This window comes from Aeromonas dhakensis, assembly GCF_002285935.1.
Lineage (GTDB): Bacteria > Pseudomonadota > Gammaproteobacteria > Enterobacterales > Aeromonadaceae > Aeromonas > Aeromonas dhakensis.
In genome coordinates, this window is sequence record NZ_CP023141.1 from 4,640,177 (window position 1) to 4,663,621 (window position 23,445).

Here is a 23,445-nt window from a genome sequence, read left to right on the forward strand (position 1 = left end):
CCCAGGCTCCCCTTTCTTGTGCACGATGGCTTACAATCCAAGACGGATACCTTATGCATGGATGTAGCAAGATGACGACCCAGCCCACCACAGAGAAGAAACTGACCATCCAGATCCGGGTCGAACCGGGCTGCCTCGGGCCGGACGGCAAGGCGCACATCGAGACCTTCTGCGCCGCCGCCGTCAGGATCTTCGCCGCCGTGGAGCCGGAGCTGGTGAGCTGGACCCTGCTGCCTCGCTATGACAAGCAATTGCCGGAACAGGAGTTCTTCATCGACGGCCGCAAGCTGAGCGAGGAGCAGGCCAGCCTCTTCCTGCGCCGCATGGGGCGGGAACTGGGAGAGGTGCAGGACAAGCTCGACTCCGTGCTGGCCCAGCTGGTGGAGCGTTACTTCAAGACCCTCTGACCCGACCCCTGCCCCTCAAAAGGTTCTCCAGCGAGAACCTTTTTTATTTTCGGCGGGGAAAACGTTTGAATTTTTGCTCTATTCATTGATCCGCCTCGCAGATCCGGGGTTTGTAAACGGCGCCGCCTGTGTAAAAATGTGCGCGCTGTCACGGTATCAGGACGAGTCTGGTTGTTTAACCACCAGAAAGCGGGCGTCACTCCCCCATGGAGGATGCCACTCTCCTGCTGCTTATTTCACGTCACCTATTGGAATCCAACATGAATCAACCACACCAGGCCCCCGCACAGGCCGCCGGGCAAGGATTGCTTGAGCGTCTGTTTGCCCTGAAGGGCCATGGCACCAACGCCCGCACCGAAGTGATCGCCGGCATCACCACCTTCCTGACCATGGTCTACATCGTGTTCGTCAACCCGCAGATCCTCTCTGCGGCCGGCATGGACACCCAGGCCGTGTTCGTTACCACCTGCCTCATCGCCGGCATCGGCAGCATCCTGATGGGCCTGTTGGCCAACCTGCCCATCGCGCTGGCTCCCGCCATGGGCCTCAACGCCTTCTTCGCCTTCGTGGTGGTGGCCGGCATGGGCTACTCCTGGCAAGTGGGCATGGGTACCATCTTCTGGGGTGCCATGGGTCTGCTGATCCTCACCCTGCTGCGGGTGCGCTACTGGCTCATCGCCAATATTCCGCTCACCCTGCGGGTCGGCATCACCGCCGGCATTGGCCTCTTGATCGCCCTGCTCGGCCTGCACAACGCCGGCATAGTGGTGGCCAGCCCCGCGACCATGGTGACCGTGGGCAACCTCACCTCCCTGCCCTGCCTGCTGGGGCTGCTCGGCTTCTTCCTGATCTGCATCTTCTCTGCCCGCGGCGTTCACTCCGCCGTGCTGATCGCCATCGTGGTGACCACCACCCTAGGCTGGCTGTTTGGCGACGTCACCTTCAAGGGCTTCGTCTCCATGCCTCCCAGCATCGAGCCGGTGTTCGGCCAGCTGGACCTGATGGGATCGCTCGACATCAGCCTGGCCGGGATCATCTTCTCCTTCATGCTGGTCAACCTGTTCGACTCCTCCGGCACCCTGATCGGCGTCACCAACCGTGCCAAGCTGGCCGATGACAAGGGTCACTTCCCGCGCATGAAGCAGGCCCTGCTGGTGGATAGCGCCAGCTCCGTCGGCGGTGCCTTCATGGGCACCTCCTCGGTCACCGCCTTCATCGAGAGCAGCTCCGGCGTCGCCGTCGGCGGCCGTACCGGCCTCACCGCCATCGTGGTCGGCCTGTTGTTCCTGTTGGCGATCTTCTTCTCTCCGGTGGCTGCCATGGTGCCGGCGTATGCGGCGGCGGGCGCCCTCATCTACGTGGGCGTGCTGATGTGCTCCGAGCTGACCCGGGTGAAGTGGGAAGACCTGACCGAAGCGGTGCCGGCCTTCATGACCGCCGTCATGATGCCGTTTAGCTTCTCCATCACCGAGGGGATCGCCGTGGGCTTCATCTCCTACTGCGTGATGAAGGCGGGCACCGGCCGCTGGCGCGAGATCAACCCCTGCGTGCTGGTGGTGGCCCTGCTGTTCGTGCTCAAGTTTGTCTGGGTCGACAGCCACTAAGCTGCGACGCACAAACACTGCGCAAACAAAAATGCCCGTCAGCGACGGGCATTTTTTTATGGCTGATGAAGGGGGCTCAGCGAATGCCGCGCGCCTCGCGGATCCACTCCCAGGCCTGCTGGATCTCCTGGGTCTTCTCCTTGGCCATCTCCATCATTTCGGGCGGCAAGCCCTTGGCGGCCAGCTTGTCCGGGTGATGCTTGCTCATCTCCTTGCGGTAGGCGCGCTTGATCTCCTGCTCGCTGTCGCTCTCGCTCACTCCCAGCAGCTGATAGGCATCCTTGAGCCTGTCACGGGAGGGAGCCTCCTGCCGATACTGCTGACCACCCTGCCCGCCATTCTGATACTGACCGCCGTGGGCCCGATTGAAGAAGTTCATCTGCGCCTCGGCCATCGCCAGGATGCGGGCCAGCTCGATGCGGCTGAAGCCCAGTTCGTCGGCGATGGTGTGCAGGATGGCACGCTCGCTGGCCTCGACCTTGCCATCGGCGAAGGCGGCCTGCAGCTGTACCTCGAGGAAGAAGCGCAGGATATCGCGCTGGCCCTGACTGGCCTGACGAAACTCGGCCAGGGTCTCCCGCAGCGGGAAGTCCGCCTCCTTGCCCTGGCGGAACGACTCCTGAGCGCGAGCCCGCTGCTCCCCTGCCAGCCGCATCCGGTCCATCAGGTTGGAGGCGACCCGGATCTCCTGCTCGGTCACCTGGCCGCTCGCCTTGGCGATGTGGCCCATGACGGCGAAGGTGGCGTGGAAGAAGACCGCCTGTTGCTGCTGGGTGGGGGCGCGGCGAAAATTCAAGCCCATGCCCCGATCGAAGCGATGGCCGATCCAGAGGCCAAGCAGGGCACCGAAGATGTTGCCGAGCAGAAAACCGAAGAAGGCGCCAAGCACCTTACCCCAAATACGCATGGTTCAAGACCTCGTGAAATTAATGAGTGCGTCCTTGCAACTGATCGTCCAGCTCGTGCAGCCGCTGGGCCGTCCCTATGTCGCGCCACTCGCCGGCCAGCAGGCTGCCGCCCACCCTGCCTTGCACCATCCACTCCCGCAGCAGGGGCGCCAGCTTGCGTGCCCCCGCCGCCAATCCGGCAAAGGCGGCGGGATCATAGAGCCCGACGCCGCTGAAAGTCAGCGACGGGGTATCAACCACCTTGCCCGCCTCCAGCGCAAAATCCCCCGCCGGATGCTGCGGCGGGTTGGGCACCAGCCAGAGGTGAGCCAGCTGGTCGCCAAGGGGCTGGCTCACCAGGGTGCGATAATCCAGGTCGAGCCAGGTATCGCCGTTGATCACCAGAAAAGGATCGCTGCCCAGCAGCGGCAGCGCCTGTACGATGCCGCCGGCAGTCTCCAGCGCGCTCTCCTCGGCCGACCAGTGGATGGAGACCCCGAGCGCACTGCCATCGCCGAGCGCCTCCACCAGCTTGTGGCCAAGCCAGGCGTGGTTGATGACCAGCGTGGTTACGCCGGCTGCCTTGAGTTTTTCGATATGGTGCACGATGAGCGGCTTGCCCCCCACCGCCAGCAGCGGCTTGGGCAGGCTGTCGGTGAGCGGGCGCATCCGCTCGCCGCGCCCGGCGGCCAGGATCATCGCCTTCATGACGTCACTCCGCTGCGGGCCAGCCCGGGCAGCACCACCTGCTCCAGCCACTGGCCGAAGCGGGCCAGCACCGGATAGGCGGCGCCATGGCTGCGGCAGACATCCACCACGTAGCCGAGGGTGCGGGGAATATCCTTGAGGTAGCCGGACTTGCCGTCGCGGTGGTAGAGCCGGGTGAAGATGCCCGCCGCCTTGAGGTGGCGCTGCATGCCGGTGAGGTCAGCGCCGCGACGAAACGCGGCGTAATCGAGCCCGCCGAGCAGCTTGGCCTGCTGCAAAGTGTCGAAGCCGAGTCGCATGCCTTGCTCGATCACCGTGTCCGGCCAACGCACGTAGCAGTCTTTCAGCAGGGAGACCAGGTCATAGCTGAGCGGGCCGATAACCATGTCCTGGAAGTCGATCACCGCCAGCTCGCTCTCATCCGGCGTCTCACAGCCGCACACCATCAGGTTGCGGCTGTGAAAATCCCGGTGCATCACCCCTTGCGGCTGGGCCAGGTTGTTCTCGGTGAGGCAAGCGAAGGTCTCGGCCAGCAGCAGCTGCTCTTCATCGCTCAGGGTCAGTTGCAGATGGTGACCCAGCAGCCACTCGGGGAAGATACTGTTCTCCCGCGCCATAAAGGCGGAATCAAAAGGCTCAAGGTCCAGCTCAACCGCGCCGAGACGGGGCAGCAGCGCGATGGCCTTGCCGTACCAGGCCTGCACATTGTCTGCGTTCAGGCAGCCGATAAGCTGGGTATCCCCCAGATCGGTCACCGCCAGCAGCCCCTGCTCGTAGTCCACCGCCCGCACCTCGGGGGCCAGCAGACCGCTGGTGTGCAGGGCCGAGGCATTACGGACAAACTCATGATTCTTTTCGGTTTTAGGGTTGGCATCCACCCAGATCAGGCCACCGCCACGGTGGTAGCGGCGAAAACTGGCGTCACCGGAAATGAGGGTCAACTGAAGGCTGGCATCACCGGAAATCCGGCGCGCCCAGTGCAGCAAGAGGGAATCGCGATCGTGCATAAGTCGGGGACCAAATTGGAAAGCAGCACTTGGCTGTTAGCCCTGGCCGCAATAATGCTTTATCATTGCCGGCTAACATAAAGCAATGACATGCAATGTCAACTCGATGAATCCTGTCGTAAAATGCATGTCTTGAATCAGCCGTAGCTACCACGGATTGCGCGAGTCTTTCACATGACAAAACGGACACTGGGATACTCCTATCCCATCGCCCTGACCATCAGCCTTGTTCCTGCCCTGACCCCTGCCATCGTGCAGGCAGCGCCGCTGACGCCGCCTCCCGCCACCGGGATCCTGGACGGGCTCTGCTATGACTATGTCCCCAAGATTGAAAAACTGGCGCCCGGCACCGACGCCAATGCCCAGCCCGTGGAGGTGGATGCCGATCGCCTCGAAGCCAAGCAGGGCGGCACCGCCGTCTATCAGGGCGACGTCAAGGTGCGCCAGGGCGTGCGCAAGTTCGATTCCGACTACGCCGAGCTCGATCAGAAGAGCCGGGACGTCATCGCCATCGGCAACATCTATTACAACGACGGCCAGATCACGGTCACCAGCGACAAGACCCTGAAATCCAACCTGGATACCAAAAATTCCGAGCTGGAAGAGGGCAAGTATCAGGTGCATGGCTCGCCGGTGCGCGGCTCCGCCGACCGGGTCACCATGACCAACAACAACCAGAACATCACCCTGGAAGGGGCCCAGTACACCACCTGCCCACCGGGCCAGGAAGTCTGGACCCTGAAGGCGGGCAGCATCGACATCGATCAGACCGAGGTGTTCGGGGAGGCCTGGAACGCCAGCCTCTGGCTCTACGACTATCCGGTGTTCTACTTCCCGTACATCAACTTCCCCATCAAGGATGAGCGCAAGACGGGCCTGCTCTACCCGGGTTACACCCAGAGCTCCAAGAACGGCATGGACATCACCCAGCCGTTCTACTGGAACATAGCCCCCAACTACGATGCCACCATCACCTCCCGCTTCATGGACAGACGGGGCCTGATGGAGCAGGTGCAGTTCCGCTACATGCCGGATCCGGCCCACGTGGGCAGCCTCTACTTCGAGAACCTGGCCAACGACAAGCAGTACGACGAGACCCCGAGCCTCAACCAGGCCATGTCCGACGGTCACCGCTACCTGCTCAACGCCAACCACACCTCGCTGTTTGCCGACAACGCCATGAGGGTGTCGCTCGACTACACCAAGGTGCGGGATCGGGATTACAACTACTTCAACGACTTCTCTCCCAAGGTGGGTACCCAGGTCGAGAACCAGTTGCAGCAGTCCCTGATGGCCGGTTACTTCCAGCCCAACTGGAACATCAACACCGAGGTGCGCACCTACCAGATCCTGCTGGCCAGCGCGCAGCAGCCCCACGAGCTGATGCCGCGCATCGACCACAACTACTACCAGCAGGGCAGCTGGTACGATCTGGCCTGGAACACCGAGATCACCAAGTTCGGCTACAACAATGCCCAGGCCATCGCCCAGAACCAGGGCGGCGCCTACACCGGCACCCGGGTCTACACGGCCCCGACCCTGACCATGCCGCTGATCAACGAGGCTGGCTACTACCTCGACAGCCAGTACAAGCTGATGTACACCCGTTACGATCAGGAAGTGCCGAACAACATGAGCCAGACCTTCGTCAGCCGCTTCACCCCTGCAGGCGCCAACGGGGTTACGCTGGACGAAGGGATAATCACCCGCACCCTGCCCTCGTTCCGCCTCAAGGGCGGCATGACCTTCGAGCGCAACCAGAACTGGTTCGGCGGCGATGCCAACCAGACCCTGGAGCCGGAGTTCCAGTACCTCTATGTGCCCTACAAGGATCAGGACAACATAGGGGTCTATGACTCCACCACCATGCGCCAGGACTACTACAGCCTGTTCAGCGACCGCCGCTACGCCGGCCTGGATCGCATCAGCGACTCCAACAGGATCTCCATCGGCCTCACCAGCCGGGTATATGATGAGGTCGGCGATGAACGAATTCGGCTGGCCGTTGCCCAAGCTTTCGATTTCGTTGCGCCCAGGGTCAAGCTCTATCCCAGCGAGACCCTGACCACCAACACCCGCTCCCCGCTCTCCTTCGAGGGGGATGCCAAGATCAACGAGCAGTGGTTTGCCCATGCCGGCGCGCAATATGATATGGACCAGAGCCGGCTCAGCTCCGCCAACAGCGCCCTCGAATATCGCCACGAGAAGCTGATCAGCCAGTTGAACCACCGTTTCGTGCGCGACGCCAACTACGATCTCGAAAACCGGGGACAGGTCACCGACCTCAACCAGATCGGCCTGCTGTTGACCACGCCGCTCAACGATCAGTGGCACCTGTACGGGGGTTACTACCAGGAGCTCAACCAGAGCGTGAAGTCTGATCGCAAGGTGGGCCTGAAGTACGACTCCTGCTGCTGGAGCATCAACTTCAACCTGGAGTGGGTCAACACTCCGGACAACGTGACCCTGCGTCCGACCTCGGAGCGCAGCCTGGGCATTCAGTTTGAAATGAAAGGATTGGGTAGCGTGGGTACCGGCACCAAGGGCACCTCCCTTGACACCGAAGCACTGCCTTACATTCGTCCGTTTAACCTGCGAGACCAATAAGCGGTCTGGCAAACGCCTTGAGAGATGGATATGAAGAAGACGTTGATTTCCCTGCTGACTGCAGGCCTGTTCGGAGCCATGAGCCAGGGTGCCTTCGCCGCCCCCGAGCTGATGGACAAGGTGCTTGCCGTGGTCAACAAGGACGTGGTGCTGGCCAGCCAGCAGGAGGCCCTGGTCCAGAAGGTCAAGATCTCCGCCCAGGAAAACGGCCAGTCCCTGCCCGATGACGCTACCCTGCGCAAACAGGCGCTGGACCGCCTGATCCAGGAGAGCCTGCAGTTGCAGCTGGCCGAGCGCCAGGGCCTCAAGATCAGCGATACCCAGCTGGAGCAAGCGATCCAGAGCATCGCCGCCGACAACAAGATGACCCTGGATCAGCTGCGTGCCCAGCTGGATCGCGAGGGGCTGACCTATGCCCAGTATCGGGAAGAGGTGCGCCGCGAGATCCTGATGAACGAGGTGCGCCGCAACCAGGTGCGCCGCCGCATCAACATCTCCGAGCAGGAGGTGAAGCAGGTGGTGGATATCCTGGCCAAGCAGGGTCAGCAGCAACAGCAGTACCATGTCGGCCACATCCAGGTTGCCCTGCCGGACAACCCGAGCGCCGAGCAGCTCAACGCCGCCAAGAGCAAGATTGAACGCATCCTGGCCGCCCTCAAGCAGGGCGCCGACTTCCGCAAGATGGCCATTGCCGAGAGCAGCGGACCCAAGGCGCTGGAAGGGGGTGACTGGGGCTGGATGAGCCCGCAAGAGATGCCGACCCTGATGGCCGAAGCGGTGCAGGGTGCCAAGAAGGGCGACATCGTCGGCCCGCTGCGCTCCGGTGCCGGCCTGCACATCATCAAGGTGTTCGACAGCAAGGGCCAGCAGCAGGTGGTGCAGACCGAAGTGCGCGCCCGCCACATCCTGATCAAGCCCTCCATCATCCTGAGCGAAGAGAAAGCCAAGGGGATGCTGGACGGCATCCTGCACGACATCAAGAGCGGCAAGGCGAGCTTCGCCAGCCTGGCGGAGAAGTACTCCGAGGATCCGGGCTCCGCGGTGCAGGGTGGCGAACTGGGCTGGTCCGATCCCAACGTCTACGTGCCCGAATTCCGCGACATGGTCAACCGCCTGCAACCAGGCCAGATCAGCGAACCCTTCCGCACGACCCACGGCTGGCACATCGTCCAGCTGGAAGAGCGCCGCAGCCAGGATGCCACCACCAAGGCCCAGGAGCAGCGCGCCTATCAGCTGATCTACAACCGTCGCTTCACCGAAGAGTCCCAGGCCTGGCTGGACGAGCTGCGTGACGAGGCCTACATCCAGATCGAAGGCGCCGGCAGCTGATGACCTGTCGTCGCCTCGCCATTACCCCGGGTGAACCGGCCGGGATCGGCCCGGATCTGGTGCTGCAGATAGCCCAGCAGGATTGGCCGCACCAGTTGGTGGTGATCGCCGATCCGGCGCTGCTGCGCGAACGGGCCGCCCTGCTGGGGCTGCCCGTCGAGCTGCTGCCCTATGATGCCGGTCAGCCGGCACAACCGCAGCGGGCGGGCACCCTCACCGTCTGCCCGGTTCCCCTCGGCGCCGCCGTGATACCAGGCAAGCTGGACGAGGGCAATGGCGCCTACGTGCTGGCCACCCTGCAACGCGCCTGCGACGGCAACATGAGCGGCGAATTTGCCGCCGTGGTGACCGGGCCGGTGCACAAGGGGATCATCAACCAGGCTGGCGTCTCGTTCAGCGGTCACACCGAGTTCTTCGCCCAGCAATCCAACACCGCCGACGTGGTGATGCTGCTGGCGACCGAAGGGCTGCGGGTCGCGCTGGCGACCACCCACATTCCGCTGGCCTATGTGGCGATGGCCATCACCGAGGATCGCCTCGGCAAGGTGATCCGCATCCTGGATGCGGATCTCAAAGCCAAGTTTGGCATCGCCAAGCCCCGCATTTACGTCTGCGGCCTCAACCCCCACGCCGGGGAAGGCGGCCACCTCGGCCGTGAAGAGATTGACGTGATCGAACCCGCCCTGGCCGGCCTGCGCCAGGAGGGGATCGATCTGGTCGGCCCGCTGCCGGCCGATACTCTGTTCCAGGAGAAATACCTCAAGGATGCGGATGCGGTACTCGCCATGTACCACGACCAGGGGCTGCCCGTGCTCAAATACAAGGGCTTCGGCAGTTCGGTCAATATCACCCTTGGACTCCCTTTCATCCGCACTTCGGTGGATCACGGCACCGCACTGGACCTGGCAGGCAAGGGCCTGGCCGACTCCGGCAGCCTGATCACCGCGATCAACCACGCCATCAAGATGGTAGAGAAAAAAAGATATGAGCAGTAAGGTGCACATGGGCCACACGGCCCGTAAGCGTTTCGGTCAGAACTTCTTGCACGATCGCTACGTGATCGACCAGATCGTGGCCGCCATCAATCCGCAGCCGGGTCAGAACCTGGTGGAAATCGGCCCGGGTCTGGCCGCGCTGACCGAGCCGGTCGCCGCCCAGATGGACAAGATGACCGTGGTCGAGCTGGACCGGGATCTGGCGGCGCGCCTGCGCGAGCACCCGACCCTGAAGGACAAGCTCACCGTCATCGAAGCCGATGCCATGCGTTTCGACTTCAGCACCCTGATGGGGGAAGGCAAGGGGCCGCTGCGCATCTTCGGCAACCTGCCCTACAACATCTCCACCCCGCTCATCTTCCACCTGTGCGAGTTCGCCGATCGGGTAGAAGACATGCACTTCATGCTGCAAAAGGAAGTGGTGCTGCGTCTGGCCGCCGGCCCGGGCAGCAAGGCCTATGGCCGGCTGAGCGTGATGACCCAGTACTACTGCCAGGTAGTGCCTGTGCTGGAAGTGGGCCCTGGCGCCTTCAAGCCGGCGCCCAAGGTGGATTCTGCCGTGGTCCGACTGATCCCGCACAAGAACCCGACTATCGTCGCGAAAGACATTCGTTGCCTGAACCGGGTCTGCACCGAGGGCTTCGGCCAGCGTCGCAAGACCATTCGCAACAGCTTCTCCAACTTCATCACGGACGCCCAGTTGACCGAACTTGGCATCGATGGCAACCTGCGCCCGGAGAACCTCTCCCTCGAGCAGTTCGTCATGATCGCCAACTGGCTGGCGGATCAGCCAAAGGCCTGATCCCGTGGCAACCCCGCACATCCTGGTCCGCCCATACCCCTCGTATGTGGCGGACAGCAAAGACCCTTACCAGTTCCACTATCTCATCGAGATCGAGAACCTGGGGCCCGGCCCGGCGCAACTGCTGCGCCGGCGCTGGCTCATCACAGATGCCAATGGCAAGATGCTGGAAGTCGAAGGCCCCGGCGTGGTCGGCGAGCAGCCGGTCATCGCCCCCGGCGAGACCTTCCGCTATCAGAGCGGCGTACCGCTGGCCACCCCGCTCGGCGTGATGGAAGGGAGTTATACCCTGCAAGACGAGTCGGGGCAGCAATTCGAGGTGCCCATCGCACCCTTTACGCTGGCCGTCCCCCACATTATCAACTGAGGTTTCATGGCGAACTGTTTTGTTGGCGATATCCAGGGCTGTTACGACGACTTGCGCCGTCTGCTGGATCTGGCCGAGTTCGATCCCGCTAACGACGTACTCTGGCTGTGCGGCGATCTGGTCGCCCGCGGCCCGGATTCCCTCAACACCCTGCGCTTCGTCAAAGGGCTGGGCAACCGTGCCGTCACCGTGCTCGGCAACCACGATCTGCACCTGCTGGCGGTCGCCGACGGGGTCGCCCCGCTCAAGAAGAAAGACAGGCTGCAGGAGCTGATGGACGCCCCGGATCGGGACGAGCTGCTGGAGTGGCTGCGCCACCGCCCGCTGCTGGCGGAGCACCCCGACCTGCCCATCATGATGGTGCATGCCGGCATCTCCCCGGCGTGGGACGCCCGCACCGCCCGCAACTGTGCCCGCGAGGTGGAAAGCCTGCTGCGCGGTGATCAGTACCAGTGGCTGCTGCACAACATGTATGGCGATCAGCCCGATGGCTGGCAGGACGATCTGGTCGGGATCGAGCGCTACCGCTACATCATCAACACCTTCACCCGGATGCGCTTCTGCTATTTCGACGGCCGGCTCGACTTCAAATGCAAGAAGGGCCCCACCGAGTCGACCCCGGGCCTGCGCCCCTGGTTCGAGCAGCGCGAACACCATGTGGACGACCCCATCCTAGTGTTCGGCCACTGGGCTGCCCTGATGGGCAACACCGGCAAGCCGGATATCAAGGCGCTCGACACCGGCTGTGTCTGGGGCAACAGCCTCACCCTGTGGCGTTATGAAGATGATGCCCTGATCGCCACCCCCTGCCCTACCTACGCCAAGTAATGGTGAGGGAGGCGGCTGGACAATCAGAGCCTCACCCTGTGGCGTTATGAAGATGATGCCCTGATCGCGACCCCCTGCCCTACCTACGCCAAGTGACGATAAGCGGCTGAACCTGAGCAACCCTGTGGTGCCATGAAGATGATGTCCTGATCGCCACTCACAGTCCCGCCAACGCCAAGTAGGCTGCAGACAATAAAACAAAACGGGCCCGGTATTGCCGGGCCCGTTTTTTATGGTGCACAGCTCACCCTAGAGCTTGCGTCCCAGTCGTTTCTCGATCTGCTGTCGCTCCCACTCGGGGCCGAACAGCTTGAAGGGCTGGAACAGGTTGATGGCATGGGAGATCAATCCCAGCCCCCAGCCCAGTGCCGGCCACCAGGCCCAGATGTAGCCCGGGTTGCTCAGGTAGTTGATGACAAACAGCCCGCATATTACCAGCAGGTAGCTGGCGATGTGGTAATAGAAGCCCTTGAGCCCCTCCACATAACGCATGGCGGCCCGCTCCTCTACCGATACCCGAATCTGATCCCGTTCCATCGTGTCACTCCCTCTCATCTCATGCTCCTGTTGGCTTGTACCGTCAAGTTGCGCCACCTCGAGCTCAAAGACGGCGGCCAGGGCCTTGAGGGATTCCAGTCCGGGCTGCTGACCCTGCTCGATCCGCTGAATGGTGCGAACGCTCAGACCGGTAAAGGCGGCCAACTGCTCCTGTGACCAGCCCCGCTGCAATCTCAACTTCCTGACGATCATCTCGAACTCCTTGTGGTTGATTGACGGGGCCAGCATAGGGGCCGGAGGGTGGCATGCGACACGACAGCAGCCTGACACCAACCTGACTTTCCTTTTAATTCAGTGCATTAGATAAAATAGAGAGGGCAGGAACCCCATCTTTCCTCCCCACAACGCCCCCCTCTCGATGACCTGACAGCAGGGCGACAGAGGCGCTTCTAGCAAAATAGCGCCCTGCTCTTCGGGGAGTCGAGCTTATAGCGCCTGCATCAGCTCGGCGGCAATTTCAAAGGAGCGCAGCCGCGCCTGATGATCGACGATGGGACCGTTGAACATCAGCTCGTCGGCCCGGGTTTCCGCCAGCAACGCCTTGAGGCCGTGGCGTACCTGATCCGGGTTGCCCACCAGCGAGCGGGCCAGGGTCTGCTCCATCGCCACCAGCTCGCGCTCGGACCACTCCTCGCTCAGTTCGACGACAGGCGCCGGCAACTTGCCCGCGTTGCCGCGATGCAGGCGCAGGAACTGCTGCTGCAGGGTAGTGAACTGGAAGCGCGCCTCCCGCTCGCTGTCGGCGGCGATCATGTTGATGCAGACCACCGCATGGGGCTTGGGCCAGCGGGCGGAGGGGCGATACTGGGCGCGGTAAATTTCCAGCGCCTGCAGCAGCATGGCGGGGGCGAAGTGGGAGGCAAAGCCGAACGGCAGCCCCATGGCCGCCGCCAGCTGGGCGCTGTAGAGGCTGGACCCCAGCAACCAGATGGGCAGATGCAGCCCCTGGCCCGGCACCGCCTGCACCGCGCCCACCTCGTCGCCAAAGTAGTCCATCAGTTCGCGCACATCCGCCGGGAAGTCATCCACCTCGCCGCTGCGCTGGCGTCTGAGCGCCCGCATGGTGCGCTGATCGGTGCCCGGCGCGCGGCCAAGGCCGAGATCGATGCGATCCGGATAGAGTGACGCCAGGGTGCCGAACTGCTCGGCAATGACCAGCGGCGAGTGGTTCGGCAGCATGATGCCGCCGGCGCCGATGCGCAGGGTATTGGTGCCGCCGGCCAGGTGGCCGATCAGCACAGAGGTGGCGGCGCTGGCGATGCCCGGCATGTTGTGGTGCTCGGCCAGCCAGTAGCGGTTGTAACCCCAGCGCTCGGCATGGCGAGCCAGATCCAGCGAGCGGCGAAACGACTCGGCCGGCTGGGAGCCTTCGGCAACGGGCACCAGATCGAGCACGGAATAGGGGATGGCAGACATGGGTCACTCCATTGATTCACAGACCAGTAACAAGGGGGGCAATGTAGCACGGGATACCTGAATGAATCACCTGATCGGTCGGCAAAATTGACGGACACAGGTTACGGGAGCGCCAGCAGGGGGAGTTTCTCTCTGTCACATCCCGATCTCTCTGAATGGGTTATTGTGTTTATTGTCATCCTGCAGGCACACTGCAGGTTGATCGTCTCTGCAATCGCCCGTGTGACAAGGATGTGTCCATGACAACTGCCAGGCCAGGTCGTAAACCCTTCTATGTGCATATCGCCACCCTCTTCATCCTGCTGTTCACCCTGCTCGGCAGCGCACTCATCGCCTTGCAGTTCCAGCAAGGGGCCCGCCAGGGGCTGGAGCACGAGCGACAGAACTTTCTGCAGTATCGCCAGCAGCTGGCCCTCGCCCTGCAGCTGAACGAGCGGCCGGCCCGCATGTCGCTCAGCCTGCTGCGCAGCGGCCAGCTGGCGGCCATGACCAACCTGACCGACCGTCTGGCCTACCTGCCGCAACTGGCGGAGGTACTGGCCAACAGCCCCAGCTATGGGGCCGTCTATGCCGGCTACGAGGATGGCGACTTCTTTCTGGTGCGCAAACTGACCGAGCGGGCCAAGACCCAGCTGGGGGGCGTGCCGGCCACCAGCAGCCTGCTGGTGCAGAGCCTCAGCCAGGGCAAGGGGGAGTTTCTCTATTTCGATCAGCGGCTGAGCCTGCTCGAGCGGCGCCCCATGCCGAACTACCGCTACGATCCCCGCAGCCGCGACTGGTACAAGCAGGCCCGCTGGCGAGCGGGGATCGCCACCACCAACCCCTACCTCTTCTTCACCACCAAGGAGCCAGGCATGACCCTGGCGGTGGAGAGCGACGACAGACGCGCCGTAATCGGGCTCGACACCAGCGTCGAGGGGCTGTCGGCCCTGATCGGCAAGCTGCAGTTGCCCGCCCAGAGCCAGGTGATCCTGTTCGATGAGTACGCCACCCTGCTGGCCGCCGATCCCAGACACCTGCCCAGCTTCGAACAGCTGAGCCAGCTGCCCATGCTGGCCAGCCTGCCCCATCCGGCCCTGGCGGACCTGCAACAACGGATCATCAGCCAGCCCACCTTGCTGAGCGAGCCGGCCGAGCTCAACCTGACCGCCGCCGATGGCAGCGACTGGCTGGTCAACCTCTCCCCCCTCGGGAGCGACTCCCCCTTCCATATCGCCCTGCTGGTGTCGGCCGACCTGCTCTATCAGCAGGCCAGAGACGAGGCCCTGGTCAACCTGGGCTGGGCGCTGGCGGGTCTGCTGCTGCTGCTGCCGGTGATCTGGCTGGTCTCGCGGCGTACCGCCACCCCGCTGCTGGCGCTCACCAAGGAGGCGGAGCGGATCCAGCACTTCGATTTTGGCGAGAGTCGGGTCCCCGAGTCTGCCATCCGCGAGATCGACGATCTGGCCCATACCATGTCAGGCATGCGGCTGACCCTCGGCAACTTCATGAACATGGGACGGGCGCTGGCGGCCGAACACCGCTTCGACTCCCTGCTCAGCCGCATCCTGCACGAAACCATCGCCGCGGTGCAGGCCGAAGGGGGTTGTCTCTACCTGGCTCAGGAGCAGGGGATGGTGGCGGTGCAGGCGCTGTGGCGCAAAGCACCGCTGCCGGCCGGGCAGATCCGCTGGCAACAGGCCCTGTTTGGCGAGCTGGCCCGGGGCGAGCGGCTCAGCCTCGCCATCGACCAGCAGGGCTGGCAGCAGCATCTGGCCGACTGGGGCCCCTTCCCCGGCCCCTGCCAGCTGGTGGCCGAGCCCCTGCGCAACCATCGCCAGGAGCTGATCGGCTGCCTGCTGCTGATCCTGCCTGACTGCTCGGCCCGTGAACTGGCCTCGCGCATCAGTCTGATCGAGGCGCTGGCGGGCACCTCGGCCTCCGCCATCGAGAATCAGCGCCTGCTGGAGGAGCAGAAACAGCTGCTGGAGTCCTTCATCGAGCTGATGGCCGGCGCGATCGACGCCAAGAGCCCCTACACAGGTGGCCACTGCCAGCGGGTGCCGGAGCTGACCCGAATGCTGACCGAAGCCGCCTGTGCCCAGCAGCAGGGACCGTTCGCCGAGTTTCGACTCAACGAGGAGGAGTGGGAGGCCATCCATATCGCCAGCTGGCTGCACGACTGCGGCAAGGTGACCACCCCCGAGTTCGTGGTAGACAAGGCCACCAAGCTGGAGACCCTTTACGATCGGATCCACGAAATCCGTACCCGCTTCGAGGTGCTCAAGCGCGACGGCTACATAGAGGCGCTGGCGGCCCGCCTGCCGGCGGCGGAGCGGGAAGCGGCCAGGGCGACGGTGGCGCCGCTCTGGAGCACCCTGGACGAGGAGTTCGCCTTCGTCGCCGAGTGCAATCTGGGCGGCGAATGGATGGCGCCGGAGAAGCTGACCAGGCTGGATGCCATCGCCAGCCGCACCTGGCTGCGCACCCTGGACGATCGGCTCGGCATCAGCCGGGAGGAGCTCAAGTTGCGCCAGGGGGAGCCGGCCGCACCGCTGCCCTGCGTCGAACCCCTGCTGGCGGACAAGGCCGCCCACCTCATCCCCCGCCCCGTCCACGATCAGCTGGACGAGCGCAATCCCTGGGGCTTCAAGGTGCGGGTACCCACTCACCTCTACAACCGAGGCGAGCGCTACAACCTCGCCATCGGGCGCGGCACCCTCACCGAGGAGGAGCGCTACAAGATCAACGAGCACATCATCCAGACCATTCGCATGCTGGAGCGACTCCCCTTCCCCCGCCATCTGCGCAGCGTGCCCGAGATTGCCGGCGGCCATCACGAGCGGATGGACGGCAAGGGCTACCCGCGCCAGCTGCTGGGCAGCCAGATGAGCATCCCCGCCCGCATCATGGCCATCGCCGACATCTTCGAGGCGCTGACCGCCAGCGATCGCCCCTACAAATCGGGCAAGACGGTCTCCCAGTCGCTGGCCATCATGCAGAGCATGGTGCGCGAGCAGCACATCGATCCCGCCCTGTTTGCCCTGTTCGTCAGCAGCGGCATCTGGCGCGATTACGCCGGGAGATTCCTCGCCCCCGAACAGCTGGATCGGGTGGATGAAAGCGCCCTGCTGGCCGGACTGGCCTAGGGCCGGGTCATATTTTCTTACATTTGCGGGCTGGCCTGAACGCCCCCGGCTGGTTATAACGGTGCCCCTATAGCGAAGGGGGAGCAATAGACTCCCCCTCACTCTTTGTCACACCACACTGTTCAGGTTATCTATGTCAAAACATCTCATCATGCTGGGCGCGCTGACGCTGTCCGGCTGCTCCCTGCTGTCTCCCCCCGCCCCGACCGTCACCCCGGTGCACCTGGCCGATGCCAGCCAGCGCGGCTTCTACATCGAGTGCAGCAGCATGACGGCCTGCTTCCAGCAGGCCAACCAGACCTGCCCGCAGGGCTACAAGGAGACGGATCGCCGTCAGCAGACGCTCTACAGCACCCAGTACACGGCGGGCAGCTATGACGACGAGAAGAAGGTCTACAAGGCTGGCAAACCCTATCGCATGGCCAACACGGTGCACTCTCTGACCATCCAGTGTCCGGTCGATATGGGCATCACGCCGCGCTGATCCGCGCTTTGCGGCCGGCACGAGGCTGATGGCCCCGGCCGGCCGCTAGCCACCCTTTTCTTGTTTCATCGAGCACCACTCTCTTATGTCACCCCGAATTTTCCTGCTGGGCAGCCTCTTGCTGTCCGGCTGCGCCCTGCTGCCGGCGCCCGCCACCGTCACCGAACTCGCCTCCGCCAATCCCGCACTGCAACGCTTCCAGATCGAGTGCGCCGCACTGGAGGAGTGCCAGCAGCAGGCGACGCTGAGCTGCCCGCTCGGCTATCAGGAGACCGATCGCCGCCAGCGCACCTTCACTTCCCATCAGATGAGCATGGGGGCCGCCGATCCGATGACGGGGTTTCGCCCAAGCTTCCCCCAGAGCAGCACCTTCACCACCCATACCCTGCTGGTGCAGTGCCCCCGCAAGCCGGCACAGCCCCACCCGCTGGGACGCTGACAAAAAAGGGCCCGCAGGCCCTTTTTTCCGATGTCGCCACGCTCAGCGCATCGCCTCGGCGTGCTGGCGGGCCAGCTCGTCGCTCATCAGTTCCCGCATCCTGAATTTTTGCAGCTTGCCGGTTACCGTCATGGGGTACTCCTCCACGAAACGGATGTATCTTGGCACCTTGAAATAGGCTATGCGGGCCGACAGGAACTGCTTCAGCTCCTCCTCGCTGGCCTCCTGGCGGGGCCTGAGCTTGACCCAGGCACACACCTCCTCGCCATAGCGCTCGCTGTCGACCCCGAACACGGCTGCATCCTGCACCGCCGGATGATCGTAGAGTCGCTCCTCGATCTCGCGCGGGTAGATGTTCTCGCCACCGCGAATGATCAGCTCCTTGCTGCGTCCGACGATCCGCACATAGCCCTCTTCATCCATGATGCCGATGTCCCCCGAGTGCAGCCACCCTTCCTCATCTATGGTATCCGCCGTCTTGGCCGGATCCTGCCAGTACCCTTGCATCACCCCGTTGCTGCGACAGCAGATCTCGCCCCGCTCGCCGATGGCCACTATCTCTCCGCTGGGGTCGACCAGCTTGATCTCGGTGTGACCGATGGCGCGGCCGACCGTGGTGACCCGCTTGTCCAGCGGCGCATCGATGGCGGTCATGTGATTGATGGGACTGCACTCGGTCTGGCCGTAGGCGATGGTCACCTCGGTCATGTGCATCAGGGTCTGCACCTTGCGCATCAAGGGCTCGGGACAGATGGCACCGGCCATGATGCCGGTGCGCAGAGAGGATAGATCGAACTGGTCAAACTCCGCCAGCTCCAGTTCGGCGATGAACATGGTCGGCACCCCGTGCAGGGCGGTGCAGCGCTCCTCGCTCACCATCCGCAGGGTGGCCGCCGGATCGAAAGCTTCGGCCGGAAACAGGGCGCAGGCCCCCACACTGATGCAGACCAGATTGCCGAGCACCATGCCAAAACAGTGATAGAGCGGCACCGGGATGCAGAGCCGATCCTGCTCGCTGAACGCCATGCCTTGCGCCACCTGGCGGCCGTTGTTGAGGATGTTGCTGTGACTGAGGGTAGCCCCCTTGGGGTTGCCCGTGGTGCCCGAGGTGAACTGGATGTTGATGGCGTCATCGGGTTTGAGGGTGGCGGCCACCCGGGCCAGCCAGGCCGGATCTTGCCGGTCGCCCAGTGCCAGCACCTCGGGGAAGTTGAGCATGCCGGCGCTTTGCTGCTCCCCGAGCCGGATCACCATCTCCAGGCTTGGCAGCCGGGATGATGTCAGGCGGCCTGGCGGACAGCTCGCCAGCTCGGGGGCCAACTCGCCCAGCATGGCAAGGTAGTCGCAGCCCTTGAACGCGCTGGCGCAGATGAGGGCCCGACAGCCCACGTTGTTGATGGCAAAGGCGAGCTCGTAGCTGCGATAGGCGGGGTTGATGCAGACCATGATGGCCCCGATGCGGGCCGTAGCGAATTGCACCAGACACCACTCGATGTTGTTGGGCGACCAGATGCCGACCCGATCCCCTGGCCGGATCCCGAGCGCCAGCAGGCCCAGCGCCAGCCGGTCTATCTGGGTCAGGTATTCCCGGTAGTTCCAGCGGATCTGCTGGTGGCGCACCACCACGGCGGGCCGCTCGGGGAAACGTTCCGCCACCTCTTGCAGGTAGGCGCCTATGGTCTGGTGAAGCAGCGGCTGATCGCAAGGACCGGCCCGGTAGCTGAGCAGTGAGGTCATGGGGTGACTCCTGGCCACATAGGTTGGTATTGCCTACTGCTCGGCTGGCGTGTTTTTTCAGCTTGTTACATTAATGTAAATTCACGCCTCATAAAAGACTCACTTTGGTCTAATAGCGGCCATAAAAAAACGGCCAACCGAAGTTGACCGTTTACAGACGCGGGGCAGATCAGAACAGCAGGTGCGCCACCCCGGCGATGACCGGCAGGGTGATCAGGGTGCGCAGCAGGAAGATCACGAACAGCTCCCACAGCTTGACCGGGATCTTGCTGCCCAGCAGCAGGGCGCCCACTTCCGACATGTAGATGAGCTGGGTGACCGACATGGCGGCGATCACGAAGCGGGTCATCTCGCTCTCGATGGTGGAGGCCAGCACCGCCGGGATGAACATGTCGGCGAAGCCCACCATGATGGTCTTGGAAGCGGCTTCCGCCTCCGGCAGTTGCAGCAGCTCCAGCAAGGGGACGAAGGGGGCCCCCAGCCAGTTGAAGATGGGGGTGTGCTCGGCCAGCATCAGGGCACAGGTACCCACCGCCATCACCACCGGCAGCACGCCAAACACCATGTCCAGGGCATTCTTCACCCCTTCCCGCGCCACGGCGCCGAGATCCGTCATGCTGTCGGCCTTGGTCAGGGCCCGCTCATAGCCATAGCTCAGCACGCTGTGCTGATGGGGGATCGCCTCCTGCTTGCGGCACAGGGGAGTACCGTCGCTGTAGACATCCTTCTTCCAGGAGAGCGGCGGCAGGCGCGGCACCACGATGGCGGCCACCACCCCGGCCAGGCAGACGGTCAGGTAGAAGGGCACGAACATGTGCTCCAGCTTCACCTGGGAGATCACCACCAGGCAGAAGGTGATGGAGACGGCAGAGAAAGTGGTGCCGATGACGGCGGCTTCCCGCTGAGTGTAGAACTTGCCTTCGTACTGTTTGCTGGTGAGCAGGATGCCGACGCTACCATCCCCGAGCCAGGAGGCGAAGCAGTCCACCGCGGAGCGGCCCGGCAGGCGGAACACGGGGCGCATGATGCGGGTCATCATGGTGCCGACAAACTCCAGCAGACCAAAATCGAGCAGCAGCGGCAGCAGCAGGCCGGCGAAGATGAAGACGGAGAACAGCACCGGCAGCAGATCGTGCAGCACCAGACCACCGGTCGCACCGGAACGCAGCACCTCGGGACCGGCCTCGAAGAAGGTCAGCAGCACGAAGATACCGCCAAGCACCCGCACGCAGGCCCAGAAGGGCGAGACGTTGAACAGGCTGTTGAGGAAGGGGCGCTTCACCAGGATCGCCGGCTTGAACAACCAGGCGATCAGGGTCATCAGCATGGTGGTGGTGATGATGGCGCTGACCATGGCCACCAGATAGTCGGCAAACACCCTCTGTACCAGCTTCGCCAGTACGGCTACCGGGATGGTAACGTTGCCGTCATAGAGAACGGGGGTCATGAACAGCAGGATCCCGATGAGTGACGGGACCAGGAACATCAGCACGTTGCGACGGGTATTGAGCGCAGGTGCTTGCAGAGTCTTTTCCAGCATGGTTTACAGCCTTAATGTTACTTTTCCTTAGCCAGGCGAACCTGCATACCCATGCTCTCACCCGACAAAACGGGCGCAAGAATACTCCAAAAAAATGCACAAACAAGCTTTTAATGGATCATTTCAAGCATAAATATTTTTACAGGCAAACCTTCCATAAGAATGTACCCAAACAGATGCGCATATCAATTCATTACAAATGGTTAGCACATTGTTTCGTTAAGGTTACATTCAGGAGCGCAGTATAATCAGTTGCGGTTGGCAGGCAATAAGTGACATGAGAAATATATCTATATGGTGATCCAGTCGATCCCCATAAAAAAACCGGAGCCTGGCAAGGCTCCGGTTTTTCAGCGGCGGGTGGCGGCGCTGCGCGCACCCGCAGGATGGGGGTCAGTCACGCACGTAGATGACTTCCACGCCATCATCGTCTTCGTCGTCCCAGTCATCGTCGTCCAGCGACTCGTCAAACGCCTTGGAGGCAGCCAGCGCATCCGCTTCGGCCTTGGCCAGCTGGTTCTTGTGGTAGTCATCCCACTTGAACTCCACCTTCTCGATGGCTTCCTTGGCATCTTCCGCCAGCTGACGGGGCATGGTATCCAGCAGATCCAGGATGTCGTAGCAGACCTTCTTGGTCCCTTCCTTGCTAATGGCGGTGATGGCGTAAACCGGCCCTTCGTGGTTCAGGGCGGCCTTCACGCGCTCCATCACTTCACCTGCCTCTTCTTCCAGGATCAGGTCCATCTTGTTGAACACCAGCCAGCGCGGCTTGCTCGCCAGCTCCGGGCTGTACTTCTCCAGCTCGCGGACGATGGTCACGGCATTTTCGGCCGGATCGGAGCCATCCACCGGGCAGATATCCACCAGATGGACCAGCACGCGGCAGCGCTCGAGGTGCTTGAGGAAGCGGATACCGAGGCCGGCGCCTTCGGCTGCACCCTCAATCAGACCCGGAATGTCGGCAATGACGAAGGAGCGGGAGTTCTCGCCACGCACCACGCCGAGGTTCGGTACCAGCGTGGTGAAGGGGTAGTCGGCCACTTTCGGGCGGGCCGCAGAGACGGCGCGGATGAAGGTGGACTTGCCGGCGTTGGGCAGGCCCAGCATGCCGACGTCGGCCAGCAGCAGCAGCTCCAGCTTCAGGGTACGTACTTCACCCGGGGTGCCGTTGCTCTTCTGGCGCGGCGCACGGTTGACCGAGCTCTTGAAGCGGGTGTTGCCAAGACCGTGGAAGCCGCCCTTGGCGACCAGCAGCTTCTGCTCGTGGTGGGTCAGATCCCCCAGCAGTTCGCCGGTATCTTCATCGGTCGCACGGGTACCGACCGGCACGCGCAGGATCTTGTCCTTGCCGCGACGACCGGTACAGTTGGCGCTCTGGCCATTCTCGCCACGCTCGGCGGCGTGGAAACGCTCGAAACGGTAGTCGATCAGGGTGTTCAGGTTTTCATCGGCAACCAGATACACGTCGCCACCGTCACCGCCGTCACCGCCGTCCGGGCCGCCGTTCGGAATGTACTTCTCCCGGCGAAAGCTCACACAACCGTTACCACCGTCACCGGCATCGACTCGAATCTGGACTTCATCAACAAACTTCATAGGTAACCGTCACCTTAATTCGAAAAACCGATACGCCATTATAGTGGTACAGACCCCTGCGGGCGATACGCATCTTGCCAGTCGCCCCTTCAGAGCCAGGGTCGGCTGCGTGCCGTTTTTTCGTCAACTACATCAGAAAAACAAAAGCCCCGCCTGTTGGCGGGGCTTCGGATCCTTGCGGTCCGTAATTACTCAGCAACGATGCTTACGTACTTACGGTTCAGCGGACCTTTGACTTCGAACTGCACCTTGCCGTTCGCGGTAGCGAACAGGGTGTGGTCCTTGCCCAGACCAACGTTCTCACCAGCGTGGAACTTGGTGCCGCGCTGACGAACGATGATGCTGCCAGCCAGAACTGTTTCGCCGCCGAAACGCTTCACGCCCAGGCGTTTAGCTTCTGAATCGCGGCCGTTGCGGGATGAACCGCCAGCTTTTTTGTGTGCCATCTATCGTACTCCTCTAATTAAGCGCTGATGCCAGTGATTTTGACTTCAGTGAACCACTGACGGTGGCCCGCTTGCTTACGGTGGTGCTTACGACGACGGAACTTGACGATAGTCACTTTCTCGCCACGGCCGTGAGCCACAACTTCAGCTACAACCTTGCCACCTTCAACGAAAGGAGCACCTACTTTAAAAGTGTCGCCTGCAGCAACCATCAGCACTTCGTTGAAGTCGATGGTAGCGCCAGTCTCAACGTTCAGCTTTTCCAGACGAACGATTTGACCTTCGGCCACACGGTGTTGTTTTCCGCCGCTTTGGAATACCGCGTACATTTGATTAACTCCGTAAAGGCGTGTCTTTTGCTCAAGGCCAGACACGCGCAAAAACCTATAACAATGGGCGGGCATTCTACGCAAATCGATTTGCTCAGGCAAGGCCAATTTAGCAAAAAGTTTATTTTGTGCGCATATCTGCCGCCGTGAATAAACGCTTAACTGTAACCCATTGTGAAATCGTGTAGAATCCCCGCCATTGCTAAAATCGCAGTCATCACTGCCGTCACG

21 protein-coding genes are annotated in these 23,445 nt (G+C 62.6%); 11 read left to right on the plus strand and 10 right to left on the minus strand.

Annotated elements, in window-relative coordinates; genetic code table 11:
- Positions 1 to 71: 71 nt before the first annotated feature.
- Positions 72 to 407, plus strand: coding sequence for a hypothetical protein (locus CK627_RS21465; protein WP_095593347.1), 336 nt, complete (start codon positions 72 to 74; stop codon positions 405 to 407).
- Between the two features lie 260 nt (positions 408 to 667).
- Complete coding sequence (locus CK627_RS21470; RefSeq protein ID WP_005304142.1) at positions 668 to 2,011, plus strand: NCS2 family permease; 1,344 nt, start codon at positions 668 to 670, stop codon at positions 2,009 to 2,011.
- 76 nt (positions 2,012 to 2,087) lie between these two features.
- Here CK627_RS21470 and djlA read toward each other — a convergent pair whose 3' ends face one another.
- Genes djlA through CK627_RS21485 form a run of 3 tightly spaced genes read right to left on the minus strand, consistent with a single transcriptional unit; the run spans position 2,088 to position 4,613 of the window.
- Complete coding sequence (djlA, locus tag CK627_RS21475; RefSeq protein ID WP_095593348.1) at positions 2,088 to 2,918, minus strand: co-chaperone DjlA; 831 nt, start codon at positions 2,916 to 2,918, stop codon at positions 2,088 to 2,090.
- 19 nt (positions 2,919 to 2,937) lie between these two features.
- Complete coding sequence (gene murU / locus CK627_RS21480) at positions 2,938 to 3,606, minus strand: N-acetylmuramate alpha-1-phosphate uridylyltransferase MurU (protein ID WP_095593349.1); 669 nt, start codon at positions 3,604 to 3,606, stop codon at positions 2,938 to 2,940.
- Complete coding sequence (locus tag CK627_RS21485) at positions 3,603 to 4,613, minus strand: aminoglycoside phosphotransferase family protein (RefSeq protein WP_095593350.1); 1,011 nt, start codon at positions 4,611 to 4,613, stop codon at positions 3,603 to 3,605. Before CK627_RS21485 ends, murU begins: the two co-directional genes overlap by 4 nt.
- Positions 4,614 to 4,787: 174 nt before the next feature.
- On the opposite strand from CK627_RS21485, the gene lptD reads away from it, so the two are divergent.
- Genes lptD through CK627_RS21515 form a run of 6 tightly spaced genes read left to right on the plus strand, consistent with a single transcriptional unit; the run spans position 4,788 to position 11,541 of the window.
- The gene (lptD, locus tag CK627_RS21490; RefSeq protein ID WP_095593351.1) at positions 4,788 to 7,220 is read left to right on the plus strand and encodes an LPS assembly protein LptD; all 2,433 of its coding nucleotides are present in this window, start codon (positions 4,788 to 4,790) and stop codon (positions 7,218 to 7,220) included.
- Between the two features lie 30 nt (positions 7,221 to 7,250).
- Complete coding sequence (gene surA / locus CK627_RS21495) at positions 7,251 to 8,549, plus strand: peptidylprolyl isomerase SurA (RefSeq protein ID WP_005304159.1); 1,299 nt, start codon at positions 7,251 to 7,253, stop codon at positions 8,547 to 8,549.
- Positions 8,549 to 9,544, plus strand: a complete 996-nt coding sequence (gene pdxA, locus CK627_RS21500; protein WP_005304160.1) for a 4-hydroxythreonine-4-phosphate dehydrogenase PdxA — start codon at positions 8,549 to 8,551, stop codon at positions 9,542 to 9,544. Before surA ends, pdxA begins: the two co-directional genes overlap by 1 nt.
- A complete protein-coding gene (rsmA, locus tag CK627_RS21505) occupies positions 9,534 to 10,346 on the plus strand; it encodes a 16S rRNA (adenine(1518)-N(6)/adenine(1519)-N(6))-dimethyltransferase RsmA (RefSeq protein WP_005304162.1) in 813 nt (270 codons plus the stop codon). Before pdxA ends, rsmA begins: the two co-directional genes overlap by 11 nt.
- Positions 10,347 to 10,350: 4 nt before the next feature.
- Entirely contained in the window at positions 10,351 to 10,713 is a 363-nt protein-coding gene (apaG, locus tag CK627_RS21510) for a Co2+/Mg2+ efflux facilitator ApaG/CorD (RefSeq protein ID WP_005304166.1), read from the plus strand.
- A 6-nt stretch (positions 10,714 to 10,719) separates the two neighbouring features.
- Positions 10,720 to 11,541, plus strand: a complete 822-nt coding sequence (locus tag CK627_RS21515; RefSeq protein WP_019839316.1) for a symmetrical bis(5'-nucleosyl)-tetraphosphatase — start codon at positions 10,720 to 10,722, stop codon at positions 11,539 to 11,541.
- 249 nt (positions 11,542 to 11,790) lie between these two features.
- Here the strand turns inward: CK627_RS21515 and CK627_RS21520 are convergent, their stop codons facing one another.
- Positions 11,791 to 12,291 (minus strand): 2TM domain-containing protein, encoded by a 501-nt coding sequence (locus CK627_RS21520; RefSeq protein ID WP_017763864.1) that lies wholly within the window; start codon positions 12,289 to 12,291, stop codon positions 11,791 to 11,793.
- A gap of 234 nt (positions 12,292 to 12,525) precedes the next feature.
- On the minus strand, positions 12,526 to 13,515 hold the full coding sequence (locus tag CK627_RS21525) for a luciferase-like monooxygenase (RefSeq protein WP_005304175.1): 990 nt from the start codon (positions 13,513 to 13,515) through the stop codon (positions 12,526 to 12,528).
- Between the two features lie 155 nt (positions 13,516 to 13,670).
- On the opposite strand from CK627_RS21525, the gene CK627_RS21530 reads away from it, so the two are divergent.
- The 3 genes from CK627_RS21530 to CK627_RS21540 all read left to right on the plus strand — a co-directional run bounded on the left by CK627_RS21530 (position 13,671) and on the right by CK627_RS21540 (position 17,566).
- Complete coding sequence (locus CK627_RS21530) at positions 13,671 to 16,643, plus strand: HD domain-containing phosphohydrolase (protein WP_095593352.1); 2,973 nt, start codon at positions 13,671 to 13,673, stop codon at positions 16,641 to 16,643.
- A gap of 133 nt (positions 16,644 to 16,776) precedes the next feature.
- A complete protein-coding gene (locus CK627_RS21535) occupies positions 16,777 to 17,127 on the plus strand; it encodes a hypothetical protein (RefSeq protein WP_017763861.1) in 351 nt (116 codons plus the stop codon).
- An 85-nt stretch (positions 17,128 to 17,212) separates the two neighbouring features.
- Positions 17,213 to 17,566, plus strand: a complete 354-nt coding sequence (locus CK627_RS21540) for a hypothetical protein (protein WP_005304185.1) — start codon at positions 17,213 to 17,215, stop codon at positions 17,564 to 17,566.
- A 42-nt stretch (positions 17,567 to 17,608) separates the two neighbouring features.
- Here CK627_RS21540 and CK627_RS21545 read toward each other — a convergent pair whose 3' ends face one another.
- From CK627_RS21545 to rplU, 5 genes are all read right to left on the minus strand, one after another.
- Entirely contained in the window at positions 17,609 to 19,303 is a 1,695-nt protein-coding gene (locus tag CK627_RS21545) for an AMP-binding protein (protein ID WP_017763859.1), read from the minus strand.
- A gap of 169 nt (positions 19,304 to 19,472) precedes the next feature.
- On the minus strand, positions 19,473 to 20,843 hold the full coding sequence (locus CK627_RS21550; protein WP_005304191.1) for a YjiH family protein: 1,371 nt from the start codon (positions 20,841 to 20,843) through the stop codon (positions 19,473 to 19,475).
- 393 nt (positions 20,844 to 21,236) lie between these two features.
- Positions 21,237 to 22,439 carry an Obg family GTPase CgtA gene (gene cgtA / locus CK627_RS21555; protein ID WP_017763857.1) on the minus strand — a complete coding sequence of 401 codons (1,203 nt, stop codon included), beginning with the start codon at positions 22,437 to 22,439 and terminating at the stop codon, positions 21,237 to 21,239.
- 188 nt (positions 22,440 to 22,627) lie between these two features.
- Positions 22,628 to 22,885, minus strand: coding sequence for a 50S ribosomal protein L27 (rpmA, locus tag CK627_RS21560; RefSeq protein ID WP_005304202.1), 258 nt, complete (start codon positions 22,883 to 22,885; stop codon positions 22,628 to 22,630).
- 17 nt (positions 22,886 to 22,902) lie between these two features.
- Positions 22,903 to 23,214 (minus strand): 50S ribosomal protein L21, encoded by a 312-nt coding sequence (gene rplU, locus CK627_RS21565; protein ID WP_005304210.1) that lies wholly within the window; start codon positions 23,212 to 23,214, stop codon positions 22,903 to 22,905.
- Positions 23,215 to 23,445: the final 231 nt, after the last annotated feature.